At 39.3% G+C, this 16,304-nt stretch carries 16 protein-coding genes; all 16 read left to right on the top strand.

Features of this window, described 5'->3' with window-relative positions; genetic code table 11:
* The first annotated feature begins 6 nt into the window (after positions 1–6).
* The 16 genes from E7B10_RS04630 to E7B10_RS04555 all read left to right on the top strand — a co-directional run bounded on the left by E7B10_RS04630 (position 7) and on the right by E7B10_RS04555 (position 16,144).
* Positions 7–1,146, top strand: a complete 1,140-nt coding sequence (locus E7B10_RS04630) for a hydrogenase small subunit (RefSeq protein WP_302498305.1) — start codon at positions 7–9, stop codon at positions 1,144–1,146.
* Positions 1,146–3,047, top strand: coding sequence for a nickel-dependent hydrogenase large subunit (locus E7B10_RS04625; RefSeq protein ID WP_287511118.1), 1,902 nt, complete (start codon positions 1,146–1,148; stop codon positions 3,045–3,047). The genes E7B10_RS04630 and E7B10_RS04625 overlap by 1 nt, the downstream gene beginning before the upstream one ends.
* Before the next feature lie 14 nt (positions 3,048–3,061).
* The gene (gene cybH / locus E7B10_RS04620) at positions 3,062–3,871 is read left to right on the top strand and encodes a Ni/Fe-hydrogenase, b-type cytochrome subunit (protein ID WP_287511120.1); all 810 of its coding nucleotides are present in this window, start codon (positions 3,062–3,064) and stop codon (positions 3,869–3,871) included.
* On the top strand, positions 3,864–4,442 hold the full coding sequence (locus tag E7B10_RS04615) for a HyaD/HybD family hydrogenase maturation endopeptidase (protein WP_287511122.1): 579 nt from the start codon (positions 3,864–3,866) through the stop codon (positions 4,440–4,442). The genes cybH and E7B10_RS04615 overlap by 8 nt, the downstream gene beginning before the upstream one ends.
* A gap of 68 nt (positions 4,443–4,510) precedes the next feature.
* Positions 4,511–4,888: a hydrogenase expression/formation C-terminal domain-containing protein gene (locus E7B10_RS04610; protein WP_008714244.1), complete on the top strand. Its 378-nt coding sequence runs from the start codon at positions 4,511–4,513 to the stop codon at positions 4,886–4,888.
* A 376-nt stretch (positions 4,889–5,264) separates the two neighbouring features.
* The gene (locus E7B10_RS04605) at positions 5,265–6,275 is read left to right on the top strand and encodes a glycosyltransferase family 2 protein (RefSeq protein WP_004696372.1); all 1,011 of its coding nucleotides are present in this window, start codon (positions 5,265–5,267) and stop codon (positions 6,273–6,275) included.
* A gap of 84 nt (positions 6,276–6,359) precedes the next feature.
* A complete protein-coding gene (locus tag E7B10_RS04600) occupies positions 6,360–7,172 on the top strand; it encodes an NlpC/P60 family protein (protein WP_316055519.1) in 813 nt (270 codons plus the stop codon).
* Positions 7,173–7,449: 277 nt separating this feature from the next.
* Positions 7,450–10,065: an alanine--tRNA ligase gene (gene alaS / locus E7B10_RS04595; protein ID WP_287511125.1), complete on the top strand. Its 2,616-nt coding sequence runs from the start codon at positions 7,450–7,452 to the stop codon at positions 10,063–10,065.
* Between the two features lie 154 nt (positions 10,066–10,219).
* Complete coding sequence (locus E7B10_RS04590; RefSeq protein ID WP_004696366.1) at positions 10,220–10,480, top strand: IreB family regulatory phosphoprotein; 261 nt, start codon at positions 10,220–10,222, stop codon at positions 10,478–10,480.
* Positions 10,480–10,899, top strand: a complete 420-nt coding sequence (gene ruvX, locus E7B10_RS04585) for a Holliday junction resolvase RuvX (protein ID WP_004696363.1) — start codon at positions 10,480–10,482, stop codon at positions 10,897–10,899. Before E7B10_RS04590 ends, ruvX begins: the two co-directional genes overlap by 1 nt.
* 25 nt (positions 10,900–10,924) lie before the next feature.
* Positions 10,925–11,221: a DUF1292 domain-containing protein gene (locus E7B10_RS04580; RefSeq protein ID WP_008601328.1), complete on the top strand. Its 297-nt coding sequence runs from the start codon at positions 10,925–10,927 to the stop codon at positions 11,219–11,221.
* A 243-nt stretch (positions 11,222–11,464) separates the two neighbouring features.
* On the top strand, positions 11,465–12,898 hold the full coding sequence (mltG, locus tag E7B10_RS04575) for an endolytic transglycosylase MltG (protein ID WP_316055518.1): 1,434 nt from the start codon (positions 11,465–11,467) through the stop codon (positions 12,896–12,898).
* A gap of 23 nt (positions 12,899–12,921) precedes the next feature.
* On the top strand, positions 12,922–13,530 hold the full coding sequence (locus tag E7B10_RS04570) for an O-methyltransferase (RefSeq protein WP_287511128.1): 609 nt from the start codon (positions 12,922–12,924) through the stop codon (positions 13,528–13,530).
* A complete protein-coding gene (locus E7B10_RS04565) occupies positions 13,530–14,774 on the top strand; it encodes a U32 family peptidase (protein WP_287511129.1) in 1,245 nt (414 codons plus the stop codon). Before E7B10_RS04570 ends, E7B10_RS04565 begins: the two co-directional genes overlap by 1 nt.
* Positions 14,775–14,777: 3 nt before the next feature.
* Positions 14,778–15,059, top strand: a complete 282-nt coding sequence (locus tag E7B10_RS04560) for a DUF4911 domain-containing protein (RefSeq protein WP_287511131.1) — start codon at positions 14,778–14,780, stop codon at positions 15,057–15,059.
* Between the two features lie 95 nt (positions 15,060–15,154).
* Positions 15,155–16,144, top strand: a complete 990-nt coding sequence (locus tag E7B10_RS04555; protein WP_156697623.1) for a hypothetical protein — start codon at positions 15,155–15,157, stop codon at positions 16,142–16,144.
* Positions 16,145–16,304: the final 160 nt, after the last annotated feature.

The raw sequence follows: 16,304 nt of genomic DNA, 5'->3' as shown, positions 1-16,304 counted from the left end.
TATTCCATGAAGAATCGTATAAATAGTTTGTGGACACTCTTCCAAGAACGCCGTTTGAGTCGACGCACATTTATGAAATCCTGTGTAGCACTCACTGCTATTTTAGGTCTACCTCCAACGATGTTAGACACCGTTGTTAAGGCTGCCGAAACAACTGAATTACCTACGGTGATTTGGTTGCATGGTCATGAATGTACTGGTTGTAGTGAATCTTTTATCCGTTCATCCTCTCCCTTTACTTCTGATGTTATTTTGAACATGATTTCTCTTGAATATGATGATACTTTGGCGGCAGCGTCTGGTGCACCACTAGAGGAACATTTAGAAAAAATCATCAAAGAAAAAGCCGGTAAATATATCTTGGCTGTTGAAGGTGGCGTACCACTTGATGAAGATGGTGTTTATTGCACAGTAGGTGGACGTACATTTAAAGAATCCCTATTAGAAGCAGCTAAAGGAGCTGCAGCAATCATAGAATATGGTTCTTGTGCTTCTTGGGGTGGTATACAGGCTGCAAAACCAAATCCAACAAATACAGTTTCTGTATCTTCCGTTGTAACTGGTAAGCCAATTATCAAGGTCCCTGGCTGCCCTCCAATTCCAGAGGTTATGACTGGTGTAATCATGCATTATGCATTATTTGGTCAAATCCCACCTCTTGATGCGCAAGGTCGTCCAAAACAATTTTATGGCAATCGTATTCACGACACATGCTATCGTCGTGCCTTCTTTGATTCTGGACTCTTCGTTGAAAAATTTGATGATGATGCATCTAAATCTGGTTGGTGCTTGTACAAGGTAGGTTGTCGTGGACCTCAAACATATAATTCTTGCGGTAATCTACGTTGGTGGAATGGTTTGTCCTATCCAATTCAATCCGGTCACGGCTGTATTGGTTGCTCTGAAAAGGGCTTCTGGGATAATGATGTGTTCTACAAACGATTACCAGATATTCCATTGGCTAATACTATCACAACTGCTGATACAATCGGTACAGTAGCTGCCGTTGGTGCCACTGCAGCGGTTATCGTTCATGGTGCAGCAACTCTTACGCGTAATAAAATTCTTGATATGAAAGAAGAAAAACGCTTAAAAGAACAAGGCTTATGGGATGAAAAGAAACATAATAATGGAGGAGGTCACTAATGAAACGCATAGTAGTAGATCCGATTTCCCGTATTGAAGGTCATTTACGGGTTGAAATAAAAGTTGATGAAGCGAGTGGTAAAGTAGAGGACGCATTGTCTTCTGGTACTGCTTGGCGCGGTATCGAACTTGTTGCTAAAGATCGCGATCCTCGTGACCTTTGGGCGTTCGTACAACGGATTTGTGGTGTATGTACTACAACACATGCGTTGGCAGCATTACGTGCGGTAGAGGATGCAATTGGAATTACAATTCCTAAAAATGCAAATTATATACGTAATATCATGCATAGTAGTCTAGATGTGCATGATCATATCGTGCATTTTTATCACTTACATGCGCTTGATTGGGTTAGCCCGATAGCAGCTCTTAGTGCAGATTCTGCTAAAACCGCTCAATTACAAAATGATGTATTAGCAACTTATAATGTGAGCGGTTTAGCACCTGCGGAAACGGCATCAAAAGATTCAGCCTATCCTAAAGAGTTTCCTAAGGCTACTACAGCATACTTTACGGCTGTACAACAAAAGGTTAAAAAAATAGTTGAATCAGGTCAATTGGGGATTTTCTCCGCTCAATGGTGGGATCATCCTGATTATAACTTGTTACCTCCAGAAGTTCATTTGATGGCCGTATCTCATTATTTGAACATTCTTGATCGTCAACGGGATATTGTAATTCCTCATGTTGTATTTGGTGGCAAAAACCCTCATCCTCATTACATTGTAGGTGGCATGCCATGCTCTATTTCTATGAATGATATGAATGCCCCTATTAATACACAACGCCTTGCCGCCGTAGAGCAATCTATTGCATTGACTAAAGACTTAGTTGATAATTTCTACGTGCCAGATCTATTAGCTATCGGTAAAATATATGTAGAAAAAGGTATGATCGATGGTGGTGGCCTTGCGAAGAAACGCGTTATGTCCTATGGCGATTATCCTGATGATACGTACACCGGTATTTCTAATGGTGATTATCATAAGAAATGTATTGTTCGTTCCAATGGTGTTGTTGAGAACTTTGCGTTAGGTGTAGATAAAGCAACATTCATCCCATTAGAAGGTAAAGATTTCATGGATCCTCAATACCTTAGTGAAGAGGTTGATCATTCCTGGTTTACATATCCAGATGGAACAAAAACACTTCATCCTATTGAAGGTGTTACTGATCCTAAATTTACAGGTCCTAAATCTGGTACAAAAGAAAAATGGGAATTCCTTGATGAAGATAAAAAATACTCTTGGATTAAATCTCCAACTTTCAAAGGAAAAACTGCAGAGGTTGGTCCATTAGCAAAGTATATTGTTGTGTATACAAAGGTAAAACAAGGCATAATCAAAGACCCAACTTGGGCTGAATCTATGATTGTTCGTCAAATTGATACAGTATCACAAGTATTGGGTGTACCAGCTCATGTATGGATGACTACTATGGTAGGACGTACAGCATGTCGTGGTCTTGATGCACAGGTAGCGGCAAATATTAGCCAATACTTCTTTAACAAACTTGTATCTAATATTAAAAATGGTGATACTACAGTAGCGGATATGACTAAGTTTGAACCAAATACATGGGATAAAGATGCAAAAGGTGTTGGTCTTGTAGATGCGCCTCGAGGTGGCTTGGGTCACTGGATTCATATTAAAGATGGTCGCTCTGCAAATTACCAATGTATCGTCCCATCTACATGGAATGCGTGCCCTAAGACTGCAGCAAATGAACATGGCGCATACGAAGATGCTATGATTGATACACATGTAAAAATTGCAGACAAACCACTTGAAATTTTGAAGGTAATTCACTCCTTCGACCCATGTCTTGCCTGTGCAACCCATTTATACAATAAAAAAGGCGAAAAAATTGTTTCCGTCAATACAGATGCATTGTGTAAATAAAGGGCGGTGGACTTATGTTAATACATACTGACAAAAAGGCGTATGTCGTATTTAGTTTATGGCTACGCATATTCCACTGGACTATGGTGCTTAGTGTAACGGCTTTATTCTGGACTGGTTTATATATTGGTGATCCAGGGTTTTCGGCTATTACAGGTAATCCAGAGCCAACTTTTGCAATTGATGGTTGGTTTTCTATGGAAACTATGCGTCGTATCCATTTCATTGCGGGTGTTATCTTAACATCCTCCTTTATCTTCCGATTTGCCGGTGCTCTTTGGAATCGAGGGGACAGACTATTGCCTAAATTCCGTCAAAAACGGTATTGGTACGGTCTTAAAGAAACTACATTGCACTATTTGATGATCCCTCAAAAACATGAACATCATTGGCTTCGTAATTCCTTAGCTAGAACTGCGTATATGATGGTATATATTATGTTCTTCTTTGAAATCTTAACGGGTTTTGCAATGTATTCGATGATTGAGCCTAATGGTGTTCTAGGAATGTTATTTTCACCAGTGGTTACATTATTTGGTGGGGAATACAAAGTCCATGTTATCCATCACTACATTGCGTGGGGATTCTTGTTCTTTACTATTGTTCACGTGTATATGGCATTCCGAGAAGATGTTATGGAGGAATCGGGCGAAGTATCGGCTATGGTTTCCGGTATGAAATATTACGCTCATGATCCAATTGATATTGAAGACCTCAATGGTAAACGTCGTCGTGGGGAACGTATTGATAAACCATCTGGTACTACATACCGTCCAAGTGATCCTAATGATCCTAGAGAAAGAGAATTACAAGAAAATGATTAATACAAGTACTGATATCATCAGTGGCTTGGAACAATACGCGGACTCAGAGGGTCCGCGTATTGATTTAAATAGCCTTTATGATGATGGAGACAATGAAATTATCCTACTCGGAGTCGGCAATATTTTGCTTACCGATGAGGGATTAGGTGTTCATGTAGTAAAAGAATTGAAAGAATCTTTCACATTCACGCCTGCAATTTCCATTATTGACGGTGGCACTATGGGAATGGAATTACTCACGTATATGCGTGGTATGAAGAAAATCCTTCTTGTAGACGCTATTAATGGCGGAGATGCTCCAGGAACTATATATGAATTTCCTCATAAGGAATTAGAACAATATTTTACGGAACATATTTCTGTACATGAAGTAGGAATGCAAGATATTTTACGTATCCGTGCTATTCAAGAGGATCCATTAGAAGATGCAGTGGTTATCGGTGTAGAGCCGGAATCATTGGAAATTGGTTTTGAACCTAGCGAGTCGGTACAATGCGCCTTGCCTGAGGTTAAGAAGCGTGTTTTGAATGTACTACGAGAATGGGGCGTAGTAGCTGAGCCTAAAGCATAAAGTGAAAATTTCATATAGTATATAGATAGCTTATAGAATGTAAAGATAGTCTCTGTATAGGAGTATTTATGATTGAAAATTATGGTAATGTTCGCGCCGTTTTAAATGAGTTGCGTTTGGCTCTAAAGAATTTGCGTGAAACTGGTGAGACATATTCGATTTATATTGAAAAAACGGGTTTAACAGAGGAAGAACAAGTTGAAGTATTAGAAACACTTGGACGCGGTCATATTACGATTAACTTTAATGAAACTGATCAACCTGTAGAATGGTATGAATCACAATTTTCTGGAATCTGGATTGGGACTTATAAAAATGGTCGTGATGACTCAATTTTACATACCGTAGAGGTCGCTAAGTATCCAGTTGTAGCTGGTGCTTATATAGAGGATATGGAACTGGCGGAGGAAGATTTACAATCTTGGATTGATGCTGCTGGATTATAGTAAAGGAGACCCTTAACGGGTCTCCTTTTTATGAAAAATAGATGAAAATAGATGTTTTTGGTAAATTTGTGATAAAAATACATATAAATTTTTGATTAATAGTTAATAAAGTCAGAAATAATCATATTTATCTCCATATCATTAAAATAAATAATTTTTATAAGTCGCTTTATTAATTAGATTTACAAATAAATAGATATTATATTGATTTACTGTATTTATATAAAAGATAAATGAAGTGTTTTGTTGGTGTTTTATAGATAAATGGCTTATTTACTGGCTTTATAAACATTATTAGGCTTATTGTTAACCTTTAGCATTTGCCTTAATTTACTAATTAACATAAAATATGTGAGTAAAATACTTTGGAGGATTTATGTTACTTTCTATTGTAGTGCCTGTATATAACGAAGAGGAAAATATAGCGAACTTTTATAAAGCTGTAACTGATGTTATGTCAGGTCTCACGTATGATTATGAACTAATCTTCGTGGATGATGGATCTAGTGATTCGTCAGCTATGATACTGCGTGAAATTGCATTCAATGATAAACATGTTAAAGTGTTATTGCTGGCTCGTAACTTTGGGCATCAAACGGCACTTACATGTGGACTTGATTATGCTCATGGCGATGCAGTCATTACAATGGACGGTGATATGCAGCATCCACCTGCATTGATTCCTGAACTAGTTCGATTGTGGGAATCAGGGTATGATGTGGTGCGTACCATTCGCGATTCAACTGATGACGCTAGTTGGGCTAAATCTTTCACGTCTAAGTATTATTACAAACTAATGAACAAAATGGCCGATGTTCCTATTGTTGAAGGCGGGTCAGATTTCCGCCTCATGAATAGTAAAGCATTGGGCACGTTGAAACGATTTAGAGAACATGGTCGATTTTTGCGCGGTATTGTCGGCGCCTTAGGGTATAGACAAGCAGAGTTGCACTTTGTGGCACCACCTCGATTTGCAGGTGTCTCAAAGTTTAGTGTGCGTAAAATGATTCGATTTGCTCTCGATGGTGTAACCGCTTTTTCAAGGGTGCCTTTACGGGCGGCCTTGTATGTAGGTGTACTTTGTGGTGGAATGAGTTTTTTGCTCATCTTACATCTTTTGTATGTATATCTTACAGGACAAGCTTTGAATGGGTGGACAACCTTGGGCGTATCAATCTTGTTTATTGGTGGAATTCAACTCGTCGGACTGGGGATCATTGGCGAGTATGTAGGTCGTATTTTTGAAGAGGTGAAGCAACGGCCTTTGTATTGGGTTAAGTCAGCTATAAATTTTGAAGAGCATGAAGAGGCTCCGTTACTCGGACCAAGCAGTGCAGATGTTTTTATGGCACCAGAGGCTTATACCAACAAGAGCAAAGAAGACTAGCTGTATTTGTGAATGCAAATAAATAGACGGTTAGTATATTTTGAATAAATAACTTACTTTAAAAGTTTTTTGGAAAGGAAGCATATGAAGTCAAAATATAGTAAGGTTAAAATAACGGCATTAACATTAACTTTTGTGTGTGCCACAATAGCCATGGTTGGCGCAACAACATTACAATATGGTGATAAGGGCAAAAGTGTTACAGCGGTTCAACAACAACTAATTAAACACGGCTATAATGCTACAGATAAAAATGGTGTATATGGTAAGGAAACGAAGTGGGCAGTTCGTTTGTTCCAACAAGATCGTGGCCTTCCAGTGGATGGTATCGTAGGTCCTGCTACGTATAACGCATTGATGGGTGCTCCTCGTTCTACGAAGGCAGTATTGACTCAAAATGCAGCGACTAAAGCAGTAGCAACGAAATCCGCTTTTACAAACAGCAACGCGACATCCCGTCGTATCGCTGGTCAATCCATTAATGGCAAGAACGTTAAATTAAACAATATTACGAAAAATGAAACACCTAGCAGTATTCACGCAATCTTGGCAGAAGCTGACAAATACCGCGGTGTACCATATGTATTTGGCGGTACTACTCCAAGTGGCTTTGACTGCTCTGGTTATGTTAAATATGTATTTGAAAAACAAGGTATTTCCTTACCACGTTTGGCAGATGAACAGTATAACGTAGGTGTTGAAGTTTCTCGTGCGAACTTGAAAGCAGGGGATTTGGTATTCTTCGAAACATATGAACCAGGTCCATCTCATTCTGGCATTTATATTGGCGATGGCAAGTTCATTAGCGCCACTTCCAGTCGTGGTGTTGCAGTAGCAGATCTTGATACTGGCTATTGGGGTGAACGTTACATCGGCGCAAAACGCGTTGTACGCTAATTTAATAACTAGCTATAAAAGAGGCTATACGAATCAATTTTGTTTTGTTGATTTGTATAACCTCTTTTTATGTTTATTATTTACGATTTAACTAGCATTGACTAAATTTGACCTTTACTTTTATTGTAAAAAATATGGATTAAAATTTATATCTTTCACGGTCTGATTGGATTAGTGTGAAAGTGCGTGAATTCCGCATAATTTCAATGTTTTTGATAGATTTTATATCGTTTTTGAGTTATAATGAAGAGTAAATAATTTTAGGAGGAATATACACATGAAGGGTAATGAACTGCGTCAAGCATACTTGCAGTTTTTTGAAAGTAAAGGACATTTAAAATTAGATAGTTTTTCTCTTATACCAGAAAACGATCCGTCTTTGTTATTGATCGGGGCAGGTATGGCGCCATTGAAGCCTTTCTTTACAGGTAAATTGGTACCTCCTTGTCGTCGTATTACAACATGCCAAAAAAGTATGCGTACCGGTGACCTTGAAAACGTAGGGCGTACAGCACGGCATCATACATTCTTTGAAATGTTGGGGAATTTCTCTTTCGGGGACTACTTTAAAAAAGAAGCTATTCATTGGGCGTGGGAGTTTTTAACTGAGGTTATTAAACTCGATAAAAATAGATTATATGTTACTGTATATCCAGATGACCAAGAGGCATATGATACATGGCATAATGATTGTGGTGTAGAAGAGAGCCATATCACGCGTCTCGAAGATAACTTCTGGGAAATTGGCGAAGGCCCATGTGGTCCAGATAGCGAAATCTTTTTTGATCAAGGTCCTGAACATGGTTGTGATGACCCTAATTGTGCGCCAGGCTGTGATTGCGATCGCTATCTTGAAATTTGGAACTTAGTGTTTACTCAATTCAATAAAATGCCAGATGGATCTTATGAACCATTACAACATAAAAACATCGATACAGGCGCCGGTCTTGAACGATTGGCTTCTGTATTACAAGGCTGTAAAACAAACTTTGAAACCGATTTGATTTTCCCAATCATCGAAGCCACTGCAAAACGCGCTGGTGTTACATATAACGAAGATCCAAATACAGATGTTTCTTTAAAAGTTATCGCTGACCACGCTCGTGCTGTCACTGCATTGATCTCCGATGGCGTACTGCCATCCAACGAAGGTCGCGGCTACGTATTGCGTCGTATTTTACGCCGTGCTGTACGTCATGGCCGTTTACTTGGTATTGAAGGTATCTTCTTAACACCACTTATTGATGTAGTTGTAGACATTCTTGGCCCTGGTATTACATCTATTGCTGAGAAACAAGACTTCGTTAAACGCGTGGTTCAAAACGAAGAAGAACGCTTTAACCAAACCTTGGAACAAGGTCTTGAGTTATTAAACTCCTTAATCGATACATTAGCCGCTGAAAAGGCAACTGTAGTTCCTAGTTCTGAAGTATTCAAACTATATGATACCTATGGATTCCCTTGGGAATTAACAGAGGAAATTGCTTCTGAACGTGGTTTTACAATCGACCATGAAGGCTTTGAAGCTGCTATGAAAGAGCAACGTGAACGCGCTCGTGAAGCCCGTGTTAAAGAAGATGCAAAGGTAGCAACACCGGATATTACATTCTTGAAAGACGAAGAACTTCTTGAGGACGAGGCTGTAGAAGCATCTTCTGTATTGATGATAGGTAAAGGTGCTGAACGTTTACAAACAGCTGCTGACGGTGATGAAATTACTATCATCGTACGTACGACTCCATTCCATGCAGAAGGGGGCGGACAATTAGGCGATACAGGCTTTATTGTAGGCTCAATGGGTAAAGTAGAGGTTCATAACACTAAACGTTTACCAGAAGGCACTGTATACCATATCGGTACTGTTGTAGAAGGCTCCATCTCTGAAGGCGACGATGTCACTCTTGAAGTGGATACAAATCGCCGTGCAGCAATGGCTCGCAATCATACAGCGACCCACTTGTTACATGCTGCTTTGAAACAAATCTTAGGTGAGCATGTAAACCAAGCAGGTTCTTTAGTAACTCCAGATTACTTGCGTTTCGACTTCACCCATTTCTCCCCTGTAACGCAAGAGGAACTTGATCAAATCGAAGCACTTGTAAACGAAGAGATACTTAAAGCAACTGATCTTGCCATTGCTGAAATGTCCATGGATGAAGCAAAAGCAAAAGGTGCTATGGCGCTTTTCGGTGATAAATATGGCGATGTGGTTCGCGTTGTTGAGGTCCCAGGATTCTCCGTTGAATTGTGTGGTGGGTCCCACGTAGGAAATACCGCATTCATTGGCTCTTTCCGCTTAACATCTGAAGCTGGTATCGGTTCTGGTGTACGTCGTATCGAAGCTATTACTGGTCGTGCAGCTCTTGATGCAGCAAAACAAGATCGTTTGACTATTGAACGCATGGCAAGCGAGCTTAAAACTAAATCCCCTCAAATAGAAGAACGCTTACACCAAGTATTGACGGAAGCTAAAGACACAGCAAAAGAATTAGAACAAATTCGTAAAGAGGTTTCTGCTGCGGGTGCTGCCGACATTATTGCTGGTAAAGTTGTAGTAGGTGATGTAGAGTTTGTAGGGGCTGCTGTAAAAGCATTTTCTATTGATGAATTACGAGATTTAGCTGATATGGGTCTTGATAAATTAAATGGCTCTGGCGTAGTACTCGTAGGTGCTATTATGGGCGATGATAAGGTAAACTTTGTATGTAAAGTATCCAAAGATGTCGTTGCTAAAGGTGCAAAAGCTGGTAATATCGTTAAAGCGGCTGCTCAAGTAGCTGGTGGTAATGGCGGTGGTCGTCCAGATATGGCACAAGCAGGTGGTAAAGAGCCAGCTAAATTGATGGAAGCATTAAAAGCTGGTGGTGAAGCCTTAAAATCTATGTTACAATAGGCATATAATTTTATAATTATACTTGTATCTGTTATAGAAATTTTTCATAATGCATAAAAAGTTACTGACTTTGTAGCTTTAATTCAAGTATAATAGTAGGTGAGATTTCACTTTTATGGTGAAATCTGCCGATGTAATAAAAAGGAGGGATACGATGAACGTTTCAGATGAAACCATGTTATTCCGTAAAGTAGACGATGAACCGATGACCGCTGAAGAGGTGCTTACGCGTGTTTATCAATCTATTCAAGAAAAAGGTTACAATCCAATTAATCAAATCTTAGGGTATCTAATCTCTGGAGACCCTGCGTACATAACAAGTTATAATAATGCGCGTTCCGATATCCGTCGTTTAGAGCGTGATGACTTGATTGAAGAATTGTTGAAAGAATACGCAAAGGCTAAACAACTATAATGAGAATTATGTCATTAGATGTAGGCAGCCGTACTATTGGTATTGCCTGTAGCGATGCACTGCTCATGACTGCACAAGGTATTGAAACCATTCGTAGAACATCTCTAGAAAAAGACTTTAATCGCTTACAAGAACTCATTTCTGAATATGAAGTACATGAACTTGTGGTAGGTATGCCGAAAAATATGAATGGTACAAAAGGTGAACGGGCTGAAAAGACTGAAGAATTCGTTGCAAAGATGAAGGAAGTCATCGATTTACCTGTTACATATTGGGATGAGCGGTTATCTACTGTTATGGCTGAACGTCAACTCATTGCGGCTGACGTGAGCCGTAAAAAGCGTAAATCCGTTATTGATAAAATGGCAGCGGTTGTAATTTTGCAAGGATATTTAGATCGCTTGCAGTTTAATAAATAAGTATTTTCTTTAAGGAGGGTTTCCAATGGTTGACCAAAATTTTGAAGGTGAAGTGTATTATTTGGAATTCGAAGACGAACATGGTAATAAACAATACTTCACAGAAGATGTTATCTTGAGTCATGAAGGTCAAGAGTATGCCGTTCTTGTGCATGTACAAGATGAAGATGCTGATCATGAAGGTCAAGATGACACATACATGATCTTGGCTCGCATCGAAACAAACGAAGAAGGCGTAGAAGAATACGTACCTTTGGATGAAGAAGATGAAAACTTTGAAACTCTAGTAAAATTGTATGAAGACATGGATGAAGACGAATAATCGTTTTTAGCATAAATTTAGCGTATTGTCAGTGGACAATGCGCTATTTTTATTTTGTTATACATTATCATTGTTGGACAAAGACTAGACTTCATTTATGCTAAAGGCATAACAAATTCACAAAATTAATATATTGCATAAAATGTAATAAGCGTAATCATTGCCCTTTTATATAGGGGAAATATAGAGTTTATGGTATAATGAATTGATATACTGTTATGTTACAGAAAGGAACTCAACAACGTGAGAAAAGCCTTAAGATATATTTTGATCCTAGTTATTGTAGGTATATTAATTATTGGTGGAGGCCTTGGTGCATTGTACTTTGTACCGAATACCTTTGCTCAAGATGATGGAACACAAGTAGTCGTTATAGAAAAAGGTCAAACTGGTACTGAAATTGCAGATATGCTTTTTGAAAGGGGGCTTATTCGCTCAACTCAAGGCTTTAAGCTTTGGTTATACTTGAGTGGTACCAATGATAAGCTTCAAACTGGCCATTATCAAATACCTAATAAGGTAACTGTGCACGAACTCATTTCTTTGTTACAAGAAGGTCATGTAGAATCTATTCGTGTTACAATTCCTGAAGGCTATACAGTTGGGGATATCGCTATCGTTCTTGAAAAGAATCAAATCATGAAGGCGAAGGACTTCTTGGCTGAAGCTAAAACTTATGTACCATACCCATACATGAAAGGCACAAAACCTGCTACATATCCTGTAGAAGGCTTCTTGTTCCCAAGTACGTATGAAATCCCCGTAGGGGCTACACCTCGTGATGTTATTCAAATGATGGCTGATGAAATGAATCGTTATCTCACACCAGCTGTGAAGAAACAAATTCAAGCTCAACATATGAGTATTCATGACTTTGTAACTTTGGCGTCTATCGTTGAACGAGAGTCGTTATTTGATGCAGACCGTCCAACCATTGCAGGGGTATTCAAAAAGCGTCTAGCTCATGGTATTCCATTGCAATCTGATGCGACTATTTCCTATGTACTTGGTTATGCAAAGGAAAATGTAACGATTGGTGATACACAATTGCAAAGCCCATATAATACATATGTATCTAAAGGTTTACCACCAGGACCAATTGCAAACCCTGGTAAAAAAGCTTTAGATGCAGTATTACACTCTGAAAATACAGATTATTTATACTTCGTAGCAGATAAAGAGGGGCATAATCACTTCTCTAAATCATACGAAGAACATTTAGCAGAGGTTAATAAAATTTATGGCGCTGACACAGTAAAAAATTCTTCTGCTAATACTGAAGTAGCTGCACAAGCTGGTCCTAACTATGACGTAGCAGTAGCGACTACAGAGCCTAATTATAATTATAGTTCTGCAGAAGCAGTGGAAGCAGATTCTCAATATGTTGATGTAGAACCTAGTTATAAATACACACCAACTACAGTTCCAGCGGCTGAGGTCCCAGATCCTGTACCAGGTTCAACACAAAATCAATCATCGACGCAAGTTACGCCAACTGCTCCATCCTATGGAAATAATACAAATACCAATACGTATGTACCAACGACGACACCTGTACCTGAATCGATGCAGAACGTTATTCCTAATGCACAACAAGCACCACAAATTCAGGTAGAATCTGCAAATCCGGCTGAACGCTCTACGTTGGTAGTTCCTAGTGGTACTAACAATAGATAATGTAGGAGATTTAATCTACTTTCATGACATTAAATGATATTTTAAATGAACAGCGTATTTACGCGATGATTAATGATGTGCCGATTTTACGAGAATCTGAGGTTCATCTATTTGAAGAATTAATAGGTTTATACCGGCCCACCTCTGTGTTAGAGGTGGGCACAGCCATTGGTTACTCCGCTTTGTTGATGGCACCATTACTCGATGAAGAGGAAGGGCATATTACCTCCATTGAATTGGATGATGTGCGCTATGAAATGGCAAAATACTATATTAACCAATCCGATTATACCGATAAAATTACATTGCTGAAAGGCGATGCGTCTCAAGTCTTAACGGAACTCACAGGCGAATACGATCTAGTGTTTTTAGATGGACCAAAGGGGCAATATTTAAAACAACTTGAACTTATTCTGCCACATGTGAAAGAAGGGGGCGTCATTCTTGCAGATAATGTACTCTTTAGAGGCTATGTAAGGGGCGATAAGGAACCGCCAAAACGGTTCAAAACTATCGTAAAACGGTTACAAGAATACTTAACATATGTTGAAAATAAAGAATTGTTTAACACCACCATTTATCCCATGGGTGATGGTATGAGTGTGAGTGTGTGGAAAGGGCACAACAAATAATGGCAGAACATTTTATGGAATTGCTTTGTCCTGCAGGTAATATGGACAAGCTTAAAATGGCTATTCGCTATGGTGCGGATGCCGTATATTGCGCAGGTAAACGTTTTGGCTTGCGCGCAGGTAACTCTAATTTCTCCGATGAGGAATTAAAGGAAGCTGTAGAATTTGTACATGCGCATGGCAAAAAGATTCATGTTACATGCAATATTATTCCTCACAACGAGGACTTTGAAGGTTTAGAAGACTATTTGAAATTCCTTGAAAGTATCGGTATTGATGCTATCATCGTTGCAGATATGGGAATTTTCAGCCTTGCTAAGCGCGTAGCTCCGGGTTTAGAGCTTCACGTAAGTACACAAGCTTCTACTACGAATTGGCATACAGTTCAGATGTGGAAAGAACTTGGTGCCACACGTGTTGTAGCGGCTCGCGAAGTATCCTTAGCAGACCTTAAAGAAATGAAGGACCATGTAGATATTGAAATTGAGTCCTTTGTACATGGTTCTATGTGTATCTCTTACTCCGGTCGCTGCTTATTGTCTAACTATATGACCGGTAATCGCGATGCTAACCGTGGTCAATGCTCTCAATCCTGTCGCTGGAAATATTCTCTTGTTGAATCTAATCGACCTGGTGAATATTATCCTATCGAAGAAGATGAACATGGTACGTATATCTTTAACTCTAAAGACTTGTGCTTGATTCACCGCATTCCAGATCTTTATGAAGCTGGTATTGATAGCCTTAAAATTGAAGGGCGTATGAAATCAGTTCACTATTGTGCCACAGTGGCAAAAGTATATCGTACAGCGATTGATACATACCTTAAAGAAGGTAAAGATTGGTATGTTCGTCCAGAATGGATTGCAGAATTAGAGAAGATTTCCCATCGTCCTTATACAGATGGCTTTGCAGAAGGTCGTCCTGATGAAACGGCTCAAAACTATGGTAAATCTACGAATACGCAGAGCCATGACTTCATCGGTTTAGTTATGGGCTACAACGAAGAAGAAAAATACGTTGATCTTGAACAACGTAATAACTTCAAGGTGGGCGATAAGGTAGAATTCTGCCAACCGAAAGGGGAACTCGTTGAAACTGTTATCGAAAAAATGACAGATGAAGATGGCAATCCTATCGATGTAGCACCTCACGCACAAATGAAAGTTCGCATCTATATGGATACCCCACTTGAACCGTACTCCATGATGCGCCGTGAGTGCAAACCTAAAGAGGCTGAATAGTTTATGAGTGGTACAGCCTTAGAGCCGAGTAAATCTATCGGCGCATTTCCAGATGTACCTGACTTAACCACCTCTGGAGAAGAAGCGTATGTGTACTTTCACATTGATTCTAAGCATACGAATTTCATTAATCGCATCATTGAAGGCTATGAATATTTAGGTGTTATGACCTCTGTAGATACGAGTGGGCGGTGCATGTTGCGCTGCACACCATCTACAAGGCCTTTGGCGCTTGAAGTATTAAGTAGTTTATCCGACTATGTCACTATAGAAGATAAAGTATAATTTTGATTGTAAATTGTATGAGGGAATTTTGTGACTATACTAGATTTACAATTATATTAAATGTATACGAATTGTAGAGAAATGAGAGTATATCTATGAAACAATCTATTTTGAAACGCACATTATTAACAGCTTGCCTTGGAGTATCTATGGCAGGTGTAGCTATGGCGGGTCCTGTAGGCCCTGTAATCATTCCTCAAGCAGGGGATGTGGTTGTTATCAACCATGGTCCTGATATGACTTTCACAGGGAATATCAATTTTGATGTTGAAAGCCAAACTAACAACAACCTACAAATTGGTTCTACTGTGATTCCTAATGTGGTATACGGTGCGGCTTTTAATAAGTCTGGCGCACCAGATACAATCATCCCAGCTCAAACGTATGTATATGTAGGCACAAAAGACGGGGCGAATGCTTTCACAGAAGCTAGCGATGCAGACAAAAAAGGGGCAAGCTGGAATGTGGAAACATTGAAGAAAACTAAATCTGGCGATGTACAATTGGCGAGCCGTGGCGTTCCTGAAAAACCATTGGCTAACCAAGTGGCGACCATTAAAGATTCCATTATGCTTAGCGCTGTAGACCTCAGTACTACAGAGGTGGGACGCAATAGCAAGGGCGTTTTATATATGACCGTACCTAAGGAATTGAAATTGACTGCTGACACAGGCATTCCTGATGATGTACGTGAAACGATGCCAGCCATGTTCCGGGGCAAAATGGGAGACTCCCTCATGGTAAACCTCATGCCTCTAAATGAAGAAGAGAAGCAACAGTTAGCGGCAAATCCACATAATGCCAATACTATCGTATTCAACCGTGGTATGAACATGGCAAAAATGATTGGATCCTCTGCACGTACAAGCAAGGTGTACACATACATGAAGGACCATTATTTGAACCTTGTTATTGTAGCGAAAGATTACGATGATAACGGTGCTCGTGGTAGCGGTGTTATGATGGTATCTAAACAAGATAACTCTAATGACGTGCTCTTAACACTCTACAAAGGTCCAGACCTTTCTACTAGTAAATTGGAAAAAGTAATTGGTGCTATGTTGTCTACAAACTTCAAACGTTAATTTATAAATAATGCATATAAAATGGCTCGAGATTCTGATATGTTCCGCCTTCACTGGTTGTCTAGTAAAGGGGACATATCATTCTCGGGCCGTTTTTTTTAGATATATGTATATATAGGTATAAATAAAGGTGAGATTTGCAGTTTATAGCTTTTACAGA

The organism is Veillonella sp. (assembly GCF_032470285.1).
Lineage (GTDB): Bacteria > Bacillota > Negativicutes > Veillonellales > Veillonellaceae > Veillonella.
Note: the sequence above shows the minus strand (reverse complement) of the source record. Positions and strands in the feature narration are given on the sequence as shown.